The following is an 18181-nucleotide window of genomic DNA, read 5'->3' as shown; positions in this document are numbered from 1 at the left end:
AATACAAATTCAAATGTTAGATAGTATAATAAAGTTCAGCATTAAGAACAAAATCGTCATTGGTATAATGACATTGGTTCTTATCATTTGGGGCGTATGGAGTGCTACCAAATTGCCGATAGATGCCGTACCGGATATTACCAATAATCAGGTACAGATTATTACTGCCTGTCCTACACTGGCGGGGCAGGAAGTTGAACAGTTGGTTACGTTCCCCATTGAGCAGAGCATCGCTAACATTCCCGATTTAGAAGAAACAAGAAGTATATCCCGGTTCGGGCTTTCCGTAGTTACGGTAGTGTTCAAAGAAAATGCGGACATCTACTTTGCAAGGCAGTTGGTCAATGAAAAACTGAAAGAAGCTGAAGAAAAAATCCCGAAAGGTATCGGTACACCCGAACTGGCTCCGGTAAGTACAGGGCTTGGAGAAGTCTATCAGTACATCATCCACCCCAAAAAAGGCAGCGAGCATAAATACAATGGCAAAGACCTGCGTACAATGCAGGATTGGATTGTTGCCCGCCAGTTGTACGGTACGCCGGGCATTGCCGAAGTAAACAGCTTTGGCGGGGAATTGAAGCAATACGAGGTTGCGGTAAACCCCGACCGATTAAGAGCAATGAGCGTAAGCATTCCCGATATTTTCAACGCACTGGAACAAAACAATCAGAATACGGGCGGTGCGTATATCGACAAGAAACCCAACGCTTATTTTATCCGTGGTGTGGGCTTGGCTACATCGTTGGAAGACATTAAAAACATTCCCGTAAAAATCACAGGGCATACCCCCGTTTTTATTAAAGACGTGGCAGATGTACGCTATGGTAGTGCAGTACGTTACGGAGCACTGACATACAATGGCGAAGTGGATGCTGTAGGCGGCGTGGTAATGATGCTCAAAGGCGAGAACAGTAACGAGGTCGTAAAAAGGATTAAAGAAAAAATACCCACCATTCAGAAATCATTACCGGAAGATGTAACCATCGAACCGTATTTAGACCGTACCGAATTAGTAGGCAGGGCCATGAGCACAGTGGAAAAGAATTTGATTGAGGGGGCTTTGATTGTGATTTTTGTCCTTGTGCTGTTCCTGGGCAACCTAAGAGCCGGGCTAATCGTAGCATCTGCCATTCCGTTAGCGATGCTGTTTGCATTGGGAATGATGAACGTGTTTGGCGTGAGTGCCAACCTGATGAGCTTGGGAGCGATTGACTTCGGTTTGATTGTGGACGGAGCAGTTATTGTGGTGGAAGCCACCCTGCACCATTTGGGATTGCGGAAATCCACCAATAAACTGACACAGAGCGAAATGGACGAAGAAGTATTTTTGTCCGCTTCCAAAATCAGGACAAGTGCCGCATTCGGCGAAATCATTATCCTTATCGTATATATACCCATCCTAACGTTGGTAGGTGTTGAGGGTAAAATGTTCACGCCCATGGCGCAAACCGTAGGCTTTGCCATTTTCGGCGCATTGATTTTATCCCTGACCTATATCCCGATGATGTGTGCGTTGTTCCTGCCGAAAAAAGGGCACGACAAGCCGAATTTCAGCGATAAGTTTATGGATAAACTGCAAGGCTTCTACCAACCTTTATTGCAGAAAGCTATTAGGGTTAAATATTGGTTGGTGGGCGTTACCACTGCCGTGTTTATAGTTAGTGTTGTTTTGTTCAGCAGAATGGGCGGCGAGTTCATCCCGCAGTTGCAGGAGGGAGATTTTGCCTTTCACTGTATTTTACCACAAGGTAGCTCACTCAACCAGAGTATAGAAACGTCGATGCAGGCGTCCCGCATCCTGAAAGAATTTGATGAGGTTAAAATGGTGGTCGGCAAGACCGGAGCCGCCGAAGTACCCACCGACCCGATGCCGCCTGAAGCTACGGATATGATGATTATCCTGAAACCGCAGGACGAATGGAAAACCCAAAAAAGCTACAGCGAGTTAGGCGATGAAATGATGGAAAAGCTGTCTGTTATTCCAGGTGTCTTCTTTGAAAAGAACCAACCGATACAGATGCGTTTCAACGAGCTGATGACAGGTATTCGTCAGGACGTTGCTGTTAAGATATTCGGGGAAAATATGGACACGTTAAGCCTGTATGCCAATAAGGTTAGCGAAGTAGTACAGCAGGTAAAAGGAGCCACACCGCCACAGGTAGAAAAGGTAGGCGGTCTGCCACAGATTAACATCGACTACGACCGTACCCGAATGGCGAATTACGGGCTGACGATACAGCAGGTAAACGATATTGTGAGTACCGCCTTTGCAGGCAAAGCCGCAGGAGTTATTTACGAGAATGAAAGGCAGTTTGAGCTTGTGGTAAGGTTGGACAGCATACACCGCAGCAGCATCGAGGACGTCCGAAACCTAATGATGCCGACAAACACAGGATATCAGATACCTTTATCGCAGGTTGCCGATGTCGATTACAAGTTAGATGCGGCGCAAATCACCCGCGAAGCGGGAAAACGTCGTATTGTGATTGGCTTTAACGTAGCAGGGCGTGATGTGCAAAGCGTTGTTACCGATATTCAGCAGCAGCTTTCGGAAAAAGTGAAATTACCCACGGGCTATTACTTTACTTACGGTGGTCAGTTTGAAAACCTGAAAGAAGCCAGTAACCGCCTGATGATTGCCGTACCTGTATCGCTGTTATTGATTTTCGCATTGCTTTATTTCACATTCCGTTCATTCAAGCAGGCAGGTTTGATATTTACCGCCATCCCGATGAGTGCCATCGGTGGGGTGTTTGCTTTGATGCTTCGGGGAATGCCTTTCAGTATCAGCGCAGGTATCGGCTTTATTGCCCTCTTTGGTGTAGCCGTATTGAACGGCATCGTATTGATAGGCACATTTAACCAACTGAAAAAAGACGGTTGGGATGATGTGATAAAACGGACAATCGAGGGTACAAAAATCCGTTTGCGCCCTGTATTAATGACAGCAACGGTAGCATCACTGGGCTTCCTGCCGATGGCAATCAGCACAAGTGCCGGGGCAGAAGTACAAAAGCCATTAGCTACGGTAGTGATTGGCGGATTGATAACCGCTACATTCCTTACCCTGTTTGTACTGCCATTGCTCTACATCATATTCAATTCAAAATTTAATTTCAAAAGCAGTAAAGGTGTGAAGACAACCGTAATCGCTCTTTTACTGGGTATCGGTGGTGTGACCACTGCCACTGCCCAGGAAAGGGTAAGCATAGATAATGTTATCAATACCGCATTGCAAAGCAATGGGCAGGTCAACGTCAATAAATCGGAGATTGATGCGGCTAAATACAATGTAAAGACCGCTAACGATATACCAATGACACAGGTATTTGTAGAAAATGAGGATTTAAGACCATCGGACAAAACGGGTATATGGAAAATTGGGCTTACACAAAGTATTGCGTGGCCGGGCTTATATGCTGCCCGCAGGGACTATTTAAAAGCACAGCTAAAATATTCCAAATTGAATACAGAGGTTATGAATGCCAATATCCGAAAAGACGTTAGAACCGCTTATTACCAGTTGTGGTTTTTACAGGATAAAAACCTGTTACTGAAAAGCCTTGACAGCATTTATACCAACCTCTTGAATACAACGCAGGTTCGGGTTAGAACGGGCGACGTTGCAAAGCTCGACCAGATTGCGGCTGATGCACAACTCAAACAGTTAAAAGCCTACGTGGAGCAGAATAATAAGGAAATCGTAATACAGCAACAGCAATTAATGGTATTGCTCAATCGTAACGAATGGATGCTCCCGGTAGATGAGCCATTGCAGAAATTGGAAACGGGCTTGTATGATGAAAACAATCTGCACCCGCTATTGCAGTTGCAGCAGCAAAATGTAAGCGTTGCGGTAGCCAATATCAAGGTACAGAAGAACAGCAATTTGCCCGAATTTGCGGCAAGGGTATTCAGCCAGAGATTGTATGGCATTTCAGACCCATTTACAGGCTTTTCGGTTTCGGTAGGCTTCCCCTTGTTTGGCGCAGCTTCGTATAAGAACAAGGTGAATGTAGCAAAAAAGGAAAAAGAAGTACAGGATAACCTATTGTCTTACCAAACGCAGGTAATGGCAACGGACAAGAAATCTGCCATTGTCGAAATGGAAAAGAATATGGCTTTGTTGAATTTTTACGAAACATCAGGACTGCAACAGGCAAAGGATATTACCGAAGCTGCATCACAAAGCTACCGTTCGGGAGAAATCAGCTTTGCGGAACTAAGCCAGTTCATAACACAAGCAATTAATATCCGCCAAAATTACCTGGAAGTTCTGAACAGTTACAATCAATCACCAATTCAATACAATTACCTTAATAACAAATAAGATGAACAATATATCGAAAATGCTTTTGGCAGCACTCTTCGCAGTTTCACTGACCGCCTGCGGAGATAGTCAGAAAAAGGAAAACGAAGACGGTCATAACCACGAGCACAAAACGAAAGTAAAAGCCGATGCAGGACACGGGGACAAGCACGGAGCCGAAGAGGGTTCCGCCACGGTTGTGGCACTTACGCCCCAACAGATTGAAGCTGTAGGCATCAAATACGGTGTGGTTGAAATGAAAGAACTTACCGCCACCATTAAAGCGAACGGTATTTTGAGCTTACCCAACAGCAGCAAGGCAAACGCTACCTCTTTATACGGTGGCGTGATAAAATCCATTAATGTGCAGATTGGGGATTATGTGAGCAAAGGACAGGTTATTGCCACCATTGCCAACCCGCAGTTTATCCAGTTGCAGGAAGAATACCTGACCATCAACAGCAAAATAGCTTTTGCCGAACAGGAAATGCAAAGACAAAAGCAACTGAACACAGGCAATGCCGGAGCATTGAAAAACCTGCAAAACGCCACTGCTGAACTCAATGCGTTGACAACCCGAAAAGCCTCTTTGCATCAGCAGATACAGCTAATGGGCATCAATCCCAATTCAGTCAGCAACAATTCCCTGAAATCTTCTTTGCTGGTAACAAGCCCCATAAGCGGAGCCATCAGCAATATGTACGGCAAAATCGGCAGCTATGTAGATGTTTCTTCGCCTGTGGCTGAAATTGTAGATAACAGTTCCCTGCATTTGCATTTGAACGTATTTGAAAAAGATTTGCCCTTACTTAAAGCCGGGCAGACCATACATTTTACCCTGACCAATAACCCAGTAAATGAGTACGATGCGGTTATTTACGGTATTGGTTCCGCATTTGAAAACGAGAGTAAGACCATTCCGGTACACGCCCGTGTAAAAGGCAATGTTAAGGGGCTGATTGACGGGATGAACATTACTGCGATTGTGAGCCTCAACAATTTGCTTTCCCCATCAGTTCCCAATGATGCGTTGGTAGATGCGGACGGCAAGAAATACATCTTTGTCATTACCAAAAAAGAGCCGCAGGCAGCCGAAGAAGAAGACGGGCACGGTCACGGCGGTCACGACCACGGCGATGAAAAGACAGCACATAAACAGGAGACGGCAGGCACAGTAAATTTTCAAAAAATCGAAGTGATTACAGGTGTTACCGAACTGGGATATACAACCATTACTCCAGTGACGGAAATTCCTAAAGAGGCAAGAATAGTTATCAAAGGGGCATTTTTTATCAATGCGAAATTATCAGGCGGCGGCGGGCACGCTCATGCACATTAAAGCTAAAATAGAGCACCTCCCAGTAGTTGCTTAAATAAACAGTACAAAAGAATTTCGCCAAAAAGTTTATCGGAATGTTTTTGCAACCTAGTTCCCAAAACTGCTCGGTAATTTTGTTAAAGAAAATAAAAAAAAGTTTTTAAATATGTCAAAAATATGTTGTAGCACAGACAATGGTCTGACCCTAGTAAAGAAAAAAGAACATAAGCATAATGATGATAATCATCAAAAACAACTTTGCTGTTCAGAAAAAAATAACCTCAGTAGTAATACAAATTCAGTGCATTTCTCGAAGAATGCTAATCATTATAATGATGGACATGGGCATTCAGATGGAACTAGCTGCAATGAAAAAGATACAGGAAATTGTGAAGATGACGTAGACCATAGTCATCATAATCATAGTCATGGTCACCACCACGACCATGACCACGACCACAGTCACGAAATAGAGGGCAAATCAGCATTTCAATTGTTTACACCAGCGGCAATATCATTGATTTTATTGCTTATCGCAATCGGTTTTGACAACTACTTTCCACAGAATTGGTTTTCAGGTTGGGTAAGAATTGCCTGGTACATCATAGCATACATTCCTGTTGGGTTGCCAGTTATCAAAGAAGCCATAGAAAGTATCCGTTACAAAGATTTCTATTCAGAGTTTTTTCTAATGGGCATTGCTACGATTGGGGCTTTTGCTATTGGTGAATATCCTGAAGCCGTGGCTGTTATGTTATTCTATTCAGTAGGTGAAGTATTCCAGACCCTTGCCGTATCAAGGGCAAAAGGAAGTATCAAAGCTTTATTAGACCAGCGTCCCGATGAGGTTACGGTTGTTAAAGACGGTAAATCTGTTATCATTAAAGCTGAAGATGCAAACATTGGCGATATTATTCAGCTAAAACCAGGAGAAAAATTAGGTCTAGATGGAGAACTTCTTTCAGAAAGTGCTGCATTCAATACGGCAGCTCTTACTGGAGAAAGTAAACCTGACACTAAAAGCAAAGGCGAAATCGTACTGGCAGGGATGATTAATCTCAACACTGTAAGTCAAATAAAAGTAACAACTGACTATTCTAATAGTAAGTTAAGTAAGATACTAGAACTGGTACAGGATGCTACATCGCAAAAAGCGCCTACGGAATTGTTTATTCGTAAATTTTCTAAGGTCTATACCCCAATAGTTGTGTATTTATCAATTGCCATTACATTGTTGCCGATACTTTTTGTAGAAAACTATGTATTTAGCGAATGGCTTTATAGAGCATTGGTATTCCTGGTTATCTCTTGTCCCTGTGCATTGGTAATTTCTATTCCACTGGGATACTTCGGAGGTATTGGGGCAGCAAGCCGTAACGGTATATTGTTCAAGGGTTCTAATTTTTTAGATATTCTTGCCAAAGTACAAAACGTTGTAATGGATAAAACTGGGACACTGACAAAGGGAGTGTTTAAAGTACAGGAAGTTTTCATAAAACCAAACTTCAATAAAGATAAAATTCTAAATCTTGTAAACTCGTTGGAAAGTCAAAGTACACACCCTGTAGCAACGGCAATCCATAACTATTGTGGAGAGGTAGATAACAATGTTCATTTTGAAAATATCGAAGAAATTGCTGGGTATGGATTAAAAGGTACTTTAAGCGGCAAACAGCTTTTGGCAGGTAATTTCAAGTTACTTGATAAATTTAATATCAGCCACGACGCAGATACGGCAAACATTGTTTACACAGTTATTGCCATAGCTTATGATGGTCAGTTTGTAGGTTACTTAACTATTTCCGATAGCATTAAAGTGGATGCAAAAATAGCAGTTGATAAGCTGCACAAAATGGGGGTCAGAGCTACTATGCTAAGTGGAGATAAAAGTGCCGTCGTACAATACGTTGCAGGACAATTGGGGATTGATAGTGCGTATGGGGATTTGTTACCGGAAGATAAAGTAAATAAAGTAAAAGAAATCAAAGCTCATAACGGAAGTGTAGCTTTTGTTGGCGACGGTGTAAACGATGCCCCTGTAATTGCTCTAAGCGATGCTGGCATTGCAATGGGTGGTTTAGGAAGCGATGCGGCTATTGAAACAGCAGATGTTGTTATACAGGATGATATGCCATCAAAAATACCTATGGCAATCAACATTGGTAAACAGACAAAGAAAATTGTTTATCAGAATATTTTACTTGCTTTCGGAGTAAAAGCTGTCGTATTAATTCTTGGTGCAGGCGGATTAGCAACAATGTGGGAAGCCGTATTTGCAGATGTAGGTGTTGCTTTATTAGCTATTCTTAATGCTGTACGCATACAGAGAATGAAATTTTAAATGCCATTTTAACTGCCGAAGGATTTATTTTTCGGCAGTTTTTGTAATAAAAAGATTTTTTCAATGGTGAAACAACAATCCCAAGCTTCGCTTAGCGACGTGCATAATTCCGTGGACACAAACATGCCTGGTAAGTCCCGTTGGCGGCGGGTACTGGCTTTTTTCGGCCCCGCCTACCTTGTAAGTGTTGGCTATATGGACCCCGGCAACTGGGCAACAGGCTTAGCTGGTGGTAGCCAATTTGGATATTCTTTATTGTGGGTTTTAGTGACGAGCAGCATTATGGGGCTGTTACTCCAGAGCCTGTCGGCAAGGTTAGGCATTGTCCGCAACAGAGATTTGGCTCAGGCAAACCGGGAAACCTATCCGAAGAAAGTAAATTTTGTATTATATATTCTCGCGGAAGTTTCCATTGTAGCAACTGACCTTGCCGAAATATTAGGTATGGCAATCGGTTTACAACTACTTACTGGAATGCCTTTGATATGGGGCGTTGCCATTACAGCATTAGATACATTCCTGCTCATGACCCTGCAAAAATGGGGAATGCGCAAACTCGAAGCCTTTATTATCGGGTTAATATTCGTTATTGGTATGTCGTTTCTGGTGCAGATATTGGTTGCCGACCCCTACGCCGGGGAAATTGCATCGGGGCTAATACCGCATATTCAGAACGATAAGGCATTGTACATTGCTATCGGTATCATCGGGGCAACGGTAATGCCTCACAATTTGTACCTGCATTCCGCATTGGTACAGACAAGGAAATTTAACAGAGATGATGCGAGCACCAAAAAAGCCATTAAGCTGAATTTTTGGGATAGTGCCATTGCCCTGAATATCGCATTGCTTGTAAATGCTGCAATATTAATCCTTGCGGCTACGGTTTTCTACAAAACGGGACGTTCAGATGTAGCGGAGCTAAAGCAGGCTTACGAATTATTGCCGCAGCATTTGGGTAGCGATTTTACCGCCAAACTCTTTGCCGTGGCTTTGATAGCCTCCGGGCAAAGCAGCACCATTACTGGAACGCTTGCCGGACAGATTGTAATGGAGGGTTATTTGCGGTTCCGAATGAACCCATTATTGCGTAGGCTCATCACAAGGTTGCTTGCCATCGTTCCGGCAGCGTTGGTAATATTCATCAAGGGCGAGGGCAATGTAGATAGCCTGCTTATATTTAGTCAGGTCGTGTTGAGTATGCAGTTAGGCTTTGCGGTTATCCCGCTTATTCATTTTGTGAGCGATAAAAAGACAATGGGCAAGTTTGCCATTAAGCCCCAGATAAAAATTGCAGCTTGGGTTATTACAATCGTACTGGTTTGCCTCAATTCTAAATTATTGATGGAGGAAGCTTTAAATTTCTTCGGCACTCCGGGCAATATCATTTGGAAAGGGCTGATTATTTTAGGTGGAATTGGCTTTGTAATCTTGATGGTTTATACCATGTTTTACCCTTTGTTCAGCAGAAAGGCATTTTGCGAAATTACACCGCACGACAAGCCGGAACCTTTGCAGCTACAACCATTCGTACCGTACCGAAATATTGCGCTTACGGTGGATTTTAAAACCCTTGACCACAAGGTTATCAACCACGCTATTACGCAGGGGGGTAAAGACAGCAGGTACACACTCATTCATATCGTGGAGAGTGTTGCATCTGCTTCTCACTTTCACGACAGTACAGACGAGGAAACGGTAAAGGACAGGGAGTTCTTGGACGAATACGCAAAGCAGTTACAGAACAACGGATATTTAGCTGAAGCAAAACTGGGTTTTGGAAAAACCGCCGATGCCATTGCCGAAATCGTCAATCAGTCTGGTGCTGAACTAGTGATAATGGGTGCGCACGGACATAATGGATTGAAAGATTTGTTGTACGGCACCACCATAAATCAGGTAAGGCATTTAGTAAAATGCCCTGTTTTAGTAATCCCATAAAAATAAAAGGCTATTTCATTCTTGAAACAGCCTTTTGTGATAAAAGTGATTTATCTTACATTACTTAATTTGATTGTCGCTTAAGTGGGCATACACAGAAATTTCCAAATTATAAGCTTTTCCAACTGGGCACATTTCTTTTGCCTGTTCCACGTAATTTTTGAAATCCTCCTCACTAATATCAGGAATTATTGCTGTTAATTCTAAATTGGAATTGGTAATCTCAAAACTCGTAGCCGTAATTGTACATGAAGTTTCCAATTGGATTACTTCGACACCCTTACTCGTGAGAATATAGTTAAGTGTCATAGTGTAGCACGCAGCGTGGGCTGCTGCCATGAGTTCTTCAGGATTTGTAGCTGTATTTTCTCCTTCTACTTTATTGTGCTTAAATATGTTGGTTCCAATTGTCGAATGCGGAGCGTAAAAATTTCCATTTCCGTTTTTAAAATTATATCAGTGTGATTTTGCAATAAAGATTGTTGCACAAATGGGATTAGTGCAACCGTGTATGGGTTGGGGAACCAGAGCTACAACATAGCCCGATGCAAAACCGAGAGAAAGGTTTTGATAGCCATTTTATAAACAGTTAGCGTTATTCGGTAGTAAATGTATTCCGCTTATTCTGAATGGGCACTATAATCAGTAAAAGTCACAAAACAAAACCGAAATATTACAAGTTGAAGCTGTTTTGAAGTACAATCAGTAAATATCATAAATCAAACAAGGAATTTCACAAACAGTATAGCGCATTCTGTCCCGAAATTTGTACTAACAAAAACAATATAAAAGTTCAAGACAATGGAAAGCAAAAATCTTCAATTCAAGACAAACCTTAATTGCAGTAACTGTGTATCAAAAGTGCAGGCAGATTTAGATAACGCAGGCGGTATCTGCGAATGGAACGTTGATACTACGAACGCCGAAAAAATACTTACTGTAAAAGCAGAGGGTATTACCGAAGACGAGATTGTCGCCATCATCAAGAAAAAAGGGTTTAAAGCTGAACCCATTTCACAATAATATAATCAGCCATTCACTAATCATTAAAAAGGATAAAAATGAAAAATCTAATAGTAGTAATGACCGTAATGTTGTTTGGAGTTTCTGCTTATGCACAGAATACAGGCAACCTGTTGAAAAACTACATCAGCGTAAAAAATGCTTTAGTAAGCAGCGATAGCAAAGCGGCAAGCACCGCCATTACCGCACTGAATGAAGCCGTAAAAAGTGAGGGCAATTTTGCACAGAAAGCAGAATTGCAGAAAGCCACAGACAAGTTAAGCAAAGCAGGTAATAACCTTGAAAAGCAAAGAGCCGCTTTCAACGATGTATCTACCGTACTGTGGAAATTGGTAAAAGGCTCTGACAAAGTCACCCAACCTGTTTACCACCAATATTGCCCGATGAAAAAAGCATATTGGTTGAGCAAAGAAAAGGAAATTAAAAATCCTTACTACGGTTCCTCTATGCTTACCTGTGGCAAAGTTGCCGAAACTAAATAATAACCCAGTAAGGCATTGCTCATTGGGCAATGCCTTTTAACTTTTATAACCAATGCGATTTTTAAAATGGATAATCAAAAAAATTTTTACAAAAAGCTGTTGCCGCTAACCCTGTTGGCACTCTTTATATCACAAGTCAGCATTGCCCAAAAGGTAGTTCATTACGACCTGTATGTAAAAGATACGGTGGTAAACTTTGCAGGCAAGGAGAAGAGGGCCATCGCTATAAACGGGCAAATCCCGATGCCCACACTTGAATTTACAGAGGGCGACACGGCGGAAATCGTAGTGCATAACCAGTTAAAAGAAAGTACATCCCTGCACTGGCACGGCTTGTTCCTGCCCAACAAAGAAGACGGCGTACCCTTCTGAACACAAATGCCGATTGAGCCGGGCACAACCTATACTTACCGTTTCCCGATTATCCAGACAGGAACGCATTGGTATCATTCCCATTCAGGTTTACAGGAGCAAATTGGTATGTACGGCAGCTTTATAATGCACAAAAGGGCTAATGATAAAACATTCAGAAAAGGAATTGACGATTTGCCGGAAATCCCCATTATGCTAAGCGAATGGACGAACCTCAATCCCAACAATGTACACCGTATGTTGCACGCTGCAAGTGATTGGTTTGCGATAAGGAAAGGCGCAACACAAAGCTACGCCGAAGCCATTAGAAGCGGTAAATTCAAAACCAAGCTGACCAACGAATGGAAGCGTATGTTGGCAATGGACGTGAGCGATGTGTATTACGACCGTGTAATGATGAATGGTAATCATCATACCGATTTAAAAAGCATTGACGGCAAGCCCTTAAAAGCAGGTGATAAAGTACGCTTGCGCATTTCCAATGGCGGTGCATCGTCTTACTTTTGGCTACGCTACGCAGGCGGTAAAATTACCGTAGTGGCAAGTGATGGTAACGATGTGGAGCCTGTTGAGGTGGACAGACTGATAATTGCTGTATCTGAAACTTACGATGTGGTCGTTACCATTCCCGAAGACGGTAAAGCGTTTGAGTTTATGGCAACCACTGAAGACCGCACCCAATCCACAAGTTATTTTATTGGAAACGGTAAAAAACAGTTAGTAGGGGAAATGCCACGCCTGAAATATTTTGAGGGTATGCAGATGATGAACGATATGATGAAGATGAACGGCGACCTTGACGATATGGGAATGAATATGAGCCTGAACCAAATGGATATGAACGTAGTAATGTACCCGGAGATTACAGGCGAAGAAAAAAGTAAGAAAAGTAAGGATAAAGAGCCAGCTATGGAGCATCACGGCGACCATAATATGAGCAAGGACGAAGACCCCAACCGCTATAATGCCAATGCGTTGAGCGATATTAAAACACTGAATTACTCAATGTTGAAATCGCCGCATAATACCACGCTTCCGGCAGATGCCCCGGTCAAGGAACTGAAATTTACTTTAACGGGAAATATGAACCGTTACGTTTGGAGTATGGATAATAAGGTTTTGACAGAAACGGATAAGATACCTGTTAAAAAAGGCGAAGTATTAAGGATTACGATTTACAATAACTCAATGATGCGCCACCCGATACACCTGCACGGTTTTGATTTCAGGGTACTTAATGAGCACGGCGAAAATGCACCGATGAAAAACATCATTGATATTATGCCGATGGAAACCGATACCATAGAGTTCCTTGCCAATACCGAGGGCGATTGGTTTTTTCATTGTCATATCCTGTATCATATGATGGCGGGAATGAACAGGGTGTTTGCAGTGGACGATTATAAAAATCCCGAATTGCCCAACAAGGCTAAAGCCTACAAGATGTTACAGCGTGAAAGCAATATGCCGCACCTGATGGCGCAGAGCGATTTTGCTACCAACGGTATAGACGGGGAAGCAATGCTGATGAATGCCCGTTACAGCTTAGGCACAGAGTGGCGTTTGGGTTACAACGATATGCACGGTTACGAAGTGGAAACCCATTTAGGGCGTTACATCGGTAAAATGCAATGGCTGATGCCTTTTGTCGGCTTCGACTGGCGATACCGCAGAATGGGAATGGACGAGCACGAGAAAAACCTCTTCGGACAGGTTAATAAAAAGGACAACAGGGCTGCTGTGAGCTTAGGAGTAATGTACACCTTACCGATGTTGGTTAATGTACAGGCAGAAGTTTACCACGATGGTATTTTCAGGGTTTCATTGATGCGGGAGGATATACCTATCTCCAGACGGTTAAGAGCCGGGTTTATGGTCAATACCGATTTGGAGTATATGGCAGACCTGCGGTACATCCTGACAAGGCATATCGGTATCAGGGCGCACTATGATAGTGATATGGGCTTTGGTGCAGGGCTTTCGCTCAATTACTAAAAGAACTATTCAAAGAACAAGTAAAGGTTGTAGCGATTATGCTATGACCTTTTTGCATTTACAATACCGGGCTAAATCAGTAAACCTCACAAATCAAACAAGAAATATCACAATAGACAGCCCGAAGCAAATTGCCAATTTTGTATCATAAATTTTAAGATTATGACAGCAAAAATAAAATGGAACAACGTGTATCTTCTGTTTACCTCGCAGGCGCTGTTTCAGACTGCATCCATATTGGTAATTACGCTTTCGGGTGTGGTAGGCTTACGAATGGCTCCCGATAAAAACCTGGCGACCTTGCCATTGGCAATGATTACCGTAGGTACGGCAGGTATGATGATACCCGCATCCCTCATCATTAGAAAATTAGGTCAGCGCAATGCCTTTATGATAGGTACGCTGATAGGCGTTTTGTCGGGTTTGGTTTCGTGGTACGCCATTATCCAAAATTCCTTTTGGCTGTTTTCAGTAGGTAATATGCTCATTGGTGCTTATCAGGGCTTTTCGCAATACTACCGTTTTGCGGCGGCAGATGCCGTTCCCGACAATGCGAAAAGCAAGGCAATTTCTTTCGTTATTGCGGGTGGCGTTGTTGCGGCTTTCGCCGGACCCAACTTAGCGAGGTTTACACAACATTTAGGGGCGGTTCCTTACGCTTATTCCTACTTTTCCATTATCCTGTTAAGTGTGTTCGCTTTGTGCGTTGTTTCCTTTCTAAAGCTGCAAAGAACATCTGCGGTACAAACCAAGGAAGCAGTTAAGAAAGGTCGCCCGTTAAAAGAAATCATTAAGAATAAAGATACCATCCTTGCAATACTGGCATCATCTACCGCATTTGCCGTAATGGGAATGTCAATGACCGTTACACCGATAGCGATGCATAGTGTAGGACATTCGTCAGATAGTTCAGCAACGGTTATCCAATGGCACGTATTAGGTATGTTCCTGCCTTCGTTCTTTACAGGTATGCTCATTCAGAAATTCGGTGTTTACCGTATCATTATTTCAGGCTTGGCGATTTTGTCCCTGTACATCGTTATTGCCCTGATGGGAACAGGCTTTGTACATTTCGTTTCTGCATTGTTTATTGTGGGTTTAGGTTGGAACTTCCTGTTTATCGGTGGTTCATCCTTGCTAACCAAAGTGTACAGACCTGAAGAGAAAGAAAAAACGCAGGCTTTCCACGATTTCACGGTCTTTGCAGTAATCAGTATAGCGAGCTTCTTCGCAGGCAGCTTGTTTAATTACTGGGGTTGGAACGGCGTAAACATTGCATTGATACCGATGCTTATCATCACATTGATAGTCGTTACCAGGATTGTTATGAGCCAAAAGAACAGCGTTAGCAATCAGTAAAAATCGTAAATCAAACAAAGAATATCACAATAGATACAACCTATTTAATGCGGAAATTTGTATTGTAGTAAGAGAGATAGATAAGTGAATAATTTAAAAACCATATTGCTAAGCACGTTTGTTTCACTGGCAGCCTTATCTGCCTGTAACAATTCGGAAAGTAATAATAAAAAATCAGAGGATATGAATGCACATCAGCACGCAAATCACGACAGCGCATACGCTTGTCCGATGCACCCGGAAGTAACAGGAAACAAAGGCGATAAATGCCCTAAATGTGGCATGGCTTTGACCCCTGTCAAAAAAGAGAAAAGCCAGTATAAAGTAAAAGTGGCTGCCGACCCGCAAAATGTGGAAGCAGGTAAAATGACAAATCTATCCATCGCCATTACAGAACATGGTAAAAATGTACCGTTGGAAGTAGTGCACGAAATGAAAATGCACCTTTTGGCAGTGAATGAGGAGCTGACCTGGTTTGACCATATCCACCCCGAAGAACAGGCAGACGGTTCTTATAAGGTTTCAGAAACATTCCCGGCTGCAGGCAAATACCTGTTATTTACGGACTACAAACCGAACGGAGCCGAGGGAGAGGTCAATAAGCAAACCATTGAGGTAAAAGGTACGGCATCAGCCCAAACCACCGAGTTAAAAACAAAGTTGGTTTCAACCGTAGATGGTTTTACGGTAACGCTGCTTAACGGCGAGGATTTCAAAACAAACAGAAATCAGGGCTTGCAATTTTCAGTAGAAAAGGACGATAAGAAGTTAACGGAAAATGATATGCAAAATTTTCTTGGAGCAACTGCCCATATCGTAATGATAAGCAAAGCCGATAAGGATTTTCTACATATACACCCGGTATCTAAAGAGAATTTCCCAATCTATGCCGAAACGCTTATCAAAAAGGCAGGGCTTTATAGAGTGTGGGTACAGTTCAAAATAGACAACGTGGTGCATACGGCAGATTTCACGATTACCGTATCAGAGGGAGAAAAATCGGCAGAAGACCACAGCCACCACGCACACAAACATTAATAATCTGCAACAGGAAACAGTAAATTTCACAAATTAAACACGAAATATCACAATAGCAGGCTTAGGGATTATGTTGAATTTTGTGGCAGTTCAAGAAAAATTAGATAAAGTTCAAAAAATATGGAAAATACTGAATTTCAGTTCAAGACCAATCTTAATTGTGGCGGGTGTGTATCAAAGGTAAAAGCGGATTTGGATAGTGCGGATGGTATCTGCGATTGGAATGTAGATACAGCTAATAATGACAAAATTTTAACCGTAAAATCAGAGGGTATAACACAAGATGAAATAGTTGCCATCGTTAAGAAAAAAGGCTTTAAAGCAGAACCATTAACGGTTTAATCTCTTAGCCCTATCCAGTTTCTAATAAAGGATAGGGCTTTTTCATACCCTTCCAATACATATAAAATGAGGTAATTTATTGTGGGATATCTGCAATTGCTGCCTCATTTTATACTTTTTAATTGGTTTCAAACTTTAAATTCCGGTCTCGATAATAGATTATTGCCAAACCATAATAAGCGAATTAGACGACAGAATAAATGAATTGACGTATGAACAAAGTAATTCATTGTGTAGCCTTACCCCTTTTGTAGCCCTCCCTAAAAATAGGACAGTTTAAAATTCAGATTTTCTAACTTTAAATTTTAACTGTCACATGAAAAAAAGCAAATTTACCGAGAGCCAGATCATCAAGGCACTGAAAGAGAACGAACAGGGCCGCAAGGTGGGTGATATATCCCGTGAGATGGGCATTGACACCAGCACTTTCTATTATTGGCGGAAAAGAAGTACGGGGGCATGGAAGTGGCCCATATGAAGCGCTTGAAGGAACTCGAGGAGGAGAACCGCAAGCTAAAGCAGATGTACGCCGATGCCAGCCTTGATATCCGTATGCTCAAGGACGTACTGTCAAAAAAGTTCTAGGGCCTTCCGACAAGAAGCAGCGCGCCAAATACCTCCAGGAGGCCTATTCGGTATGTGTATCGCGTTCCTGCGGGGTACTGGACCTTGCCCGTTCGATGTGGTACTACCATAGCAAAAGGGACGACACTGAGGTGATCGATGCCCTTTCTAGGCTGGCCGCAGAGCTGCCGACAAGGGGATTCGAGGTATATTACAAGCGTCTGCGTCGCGAAGGCCGCAACTGGAACAGGAAACGGGTGTTGAGGGTCTACAGGTCCATGAACCTAAAGCTCAGGAGGAAGCACAAGAAGAGGCTTCCCACAAGGACAAAGAACCCATTGGAGGCCCCTATGGAGCTCAACGAGGTGTGGAGCATGGACTTTATGGCGGATGTGCTGTCAGATGGGAGGAAGATAAGGGTGTTCAATGTCATGGATGACTGCAACCGGGAGGCACTGGCCATGGACGTGGGGCTCAACTATCCGGCGATAAGGGTCGTGGAGACCTTGTCACAATTGGAGGAAGAGATAGGCCTGCCAAAGTCCATACGCTGCGATAACGGTCCGGAGTTCATATCCAAGGCCCTATCACAATGGTGCAAGAGCAGACGGGTGGAGCTGCAGTTCATCCAGCCCGGCAAGCCCATGCAGAAAGGATATATGGAACACCTCAACAGGTTTTACAGGGAAGATGTGCTAGATGCCTATTGGTTCAACGACCTGCACCAAGTAAGGACGCTGACCCAAAAATGGATGGAGGATTACAATACAAGGCATCCCCATTCATCCATCGGGGATATGCCGCCCAGGGAATACAAGAACCGTTTCGGGGAAGAATTCTTCCCCGAAACGGACGACATTAATGATAATTTTATGAATTTATCGATGTCCTAAAAGGGGTAAGGCTACACAACGGTAAAAACCACATCAGGCTCCTGAATAAACATACCAATCCTGTGAAATTACATTTATTTATGATACTTTTGTTTTTCTCTTCCGAATACGGAAACGCATACGGAATGGGTATTACATGAAATTCATACAAAATTTAACTAACTGTCAGTCATAAAGTTACAAAACCGCAGGGTAGAGCAGTAG

Annotated in this window: 9 protein-coding genes and 3 pseudogenes; 11 read left to right on the top strand and 1 reads right to left on the bottom strand. The window is 42.8% G+C overall.

The features are described from left to right. The first annotated feature begins 13 nt into the window (after positions 1-13). The 4 genes from ABTP35_RS12590 (at position 14) to ABTP35_RS12575 (ending at position 9909) form a co-directional block, all read left to right on the top strand. A complete protein-coding gene (locus ABTP35_RS12590) occupies positions 14-4330 on the top strand; it encodes a CusA/CzcA family heavy metal efflux RND transporter (RefSeq protein ID WP_375334234.1) in 4317 nt (1438 codons plus the stop codon). Between the two features lies 1 nt (position 4331). After that, on the top strand, positions 4332-5648 hold the full coding sequence (locus ABTP35_RS12585) for an efflux RND transporter periplasmic adaptor subunit (protein ID WP_207025697.1): 1317 nt from the start codon (positions 4332-4334) through the stop codon (positions 5646-5648). 145 nt (positions 5649-5793) lie between these two features. Further along, on the top strand, positions 5794-7968 hold the full coding sequence (locus ABTP35_RS12580) for a heavy metal translocating P-type ATPase (protein WP_207025695.1): 2175 nt from the start codon (positions 5794-5796) through the stop codon (positions 7966-7968). Between the two features lie 63 nt (positions 7969-8031). Further along, the gene (locus tag ABTP35_RS12575) at positions 8032-9909 is read left to right on the top strand and encodes an Nramp family divalent metal transporter (protein WP_207025694.1); all 1878 of its coding nucleotides are present in this window, start codon (positions 8032-8034) and stop codon (positions 9907-9909) included. 60 nt (positions 9910-9969) lie between these two features. Here ABTP35_RS12575 and ABTP35_RS12570 read toward each other — a convergent pair. Continuing rightward, positions 9970-10347, bottom strand: a pseudogene (locus tag ABTP35_RS12570) (OsmC family peroxiredoxin); the annotation flags it as partial. A 363-nt stretch (positions 10348-10710) separates the two neighbouring features. On the opposite strand from ABTP35_RS12570, the gene ABTP35_RS12565 reads away from it, so the two are divergent. The 7 genes and pseudogenes from ABTP35_RS12565 (at position 10711) to ABTP35_RS12535 (ending at position 17977) form a co-directional block, all read left to right on the top strand. Continuing rightward, complete coding sequence (locus ABTP35_RS12565; protein ID WP_207025685.1) at positions 10711-10932, top strand: heavy-metal-associated domain-containing protein; 222 nt, start codon at positions 10711-10713, stop codon at positions 10930-10932. A gap of 38 nt (positions 10933-10970) precedes the next feature. Beyond that, positions 10971-11414 carry a DUF3347 domain-containing protein gene (locus ABTP35_RS12560; protein WP_207025683.1) on the top strand — a complete coding sequence of 148 codons (444 nt, stop codon included), beginning with the start codon at positions 10971-10973 and terminating at the stop codon, positions 11412-11414. A gap of 66 nt (positions 11415-11480) precedes the next feature. Continuing rightward, positions 11481-13781 (top strand): annotated as a pseudogene (locus ABTP35_RS12555) (multicopper oxidase family protein). Between the two features lie 162 nt (positions 13782-13943). Then, a complete protein-coding gene (locus ABTP35_RS12550; RefSeq protein WP_207025681.1) occupies positions 13944-15140 on the top strand; it encodes an MFS transporter in 1197 nt (398 codons plus the stop codon). 183 nt (positions 15141-15323) lie between these two features. Continuing rightward, on the top strand, positions 15324-16178 hold the full coding sequence (locus ABTP35_RS12545; RefSeq protein ID WP_237685846.1) for a heavy metal-binding domain-containing protein: 855 nt from the start codon (positions 15324-15326) through the stop codon (positions 16176-16178). Between the two features lie 120 nt (positions 16179-16298). Further along, a complete protein-coding gene (locus ABTP35_RS12540; RefSeq protein WP_207025679.1) occupies positions 16299-16520 on the top strand; it encodes a heavy-metal-associated domain-containing protein in 222 nt (73 codons plus the stop codon). Between the two features lie 316 nt (positions 16521-16836). After that, positions 16837-17977, top strand: a pseudogene (locus ABTP35_RS12535) (IS3 family transposase). Positions 17978-18181 lie beyond the last annotated feature (204 nt).

This window comes from Flagellimonas alginilytica, assembly GCF_042134605.1.
GTDB lineage: Bacteria > Bacteroidota > Bacteroidia > Flavobacteriales > Flavobacteriaceae > Flagellimonas > Flagellimonas alginolytica.
Note: the sequence above shows the minus strand (reverse complement) of the source record. Positions and strands in the feature narration are given on the sequence as shown.

Bases quoted from the DNA above. Each gene is read 5' to 3' on its own strand.
- ABTP35_RS12550 (WP_207025681.1), top strand. From the start codon at position 13,944: ATGACAGCAAAAATAAAATGGAACAACGTGTATCTTCTGTTTACCTCG.
- ABTP35_RS12545 (WP_237685846.1), top strand. From the start codon at position 15,324: ATGAATGCACATCAGCACGCAAATCACGACAGCGCATACGCTTGTCCG.
- ABTP35_RS12565 (WP_207025685.1), top strand. From the start codon at position 10,711: ATGGAAAGCAAAAATCTTCAATTCAAGACAAACCTTAATTGCAGTAAC.
- ABTP35_RS12580 (WP_207025695.1), top strand. From the start codon at position 5,794: ATGTCAAAAATATGTTGTAGCACAGACAATGGTCTGACCCTAGTAAAG.
- ABTP35_RS12575 (WP_207025694.1), top strand. From the start codon at position 8,032: ATGGTGAAACAACAATCCCAAGCTTCGCTTAGCGACGTGCATAATTCC.
- ABTP35_RS12590 (WP_375334234.1), top strand. From the start codon at position 14: ATGTTAGATAGTATAATAAAGTTCAGCATTAAGAACAAAATCGTCATT.
- ABTP35_RS12540 (WP_207025679.1), top strand. From the start codon at position 16,299: ATGGAAAATACTGAATTTCAGTTCAAGACCAATCTTAATTGTGGCGGG.
- ABTP35_RS12560 (WP_207025683.1), top strand. From the start codon at position 10,971: ATGAAAAATCTAATAGTAGTAATGACCGTAATGTTGTTTGGAGTTTCT.
- ABTP35_RS12585 (WP_207025697.1), top strand. From the start codon at position 4,332: ATGAACAATATATCGAAAATGCTTTTGGCAGCACTCTTCGCAGTTTCA.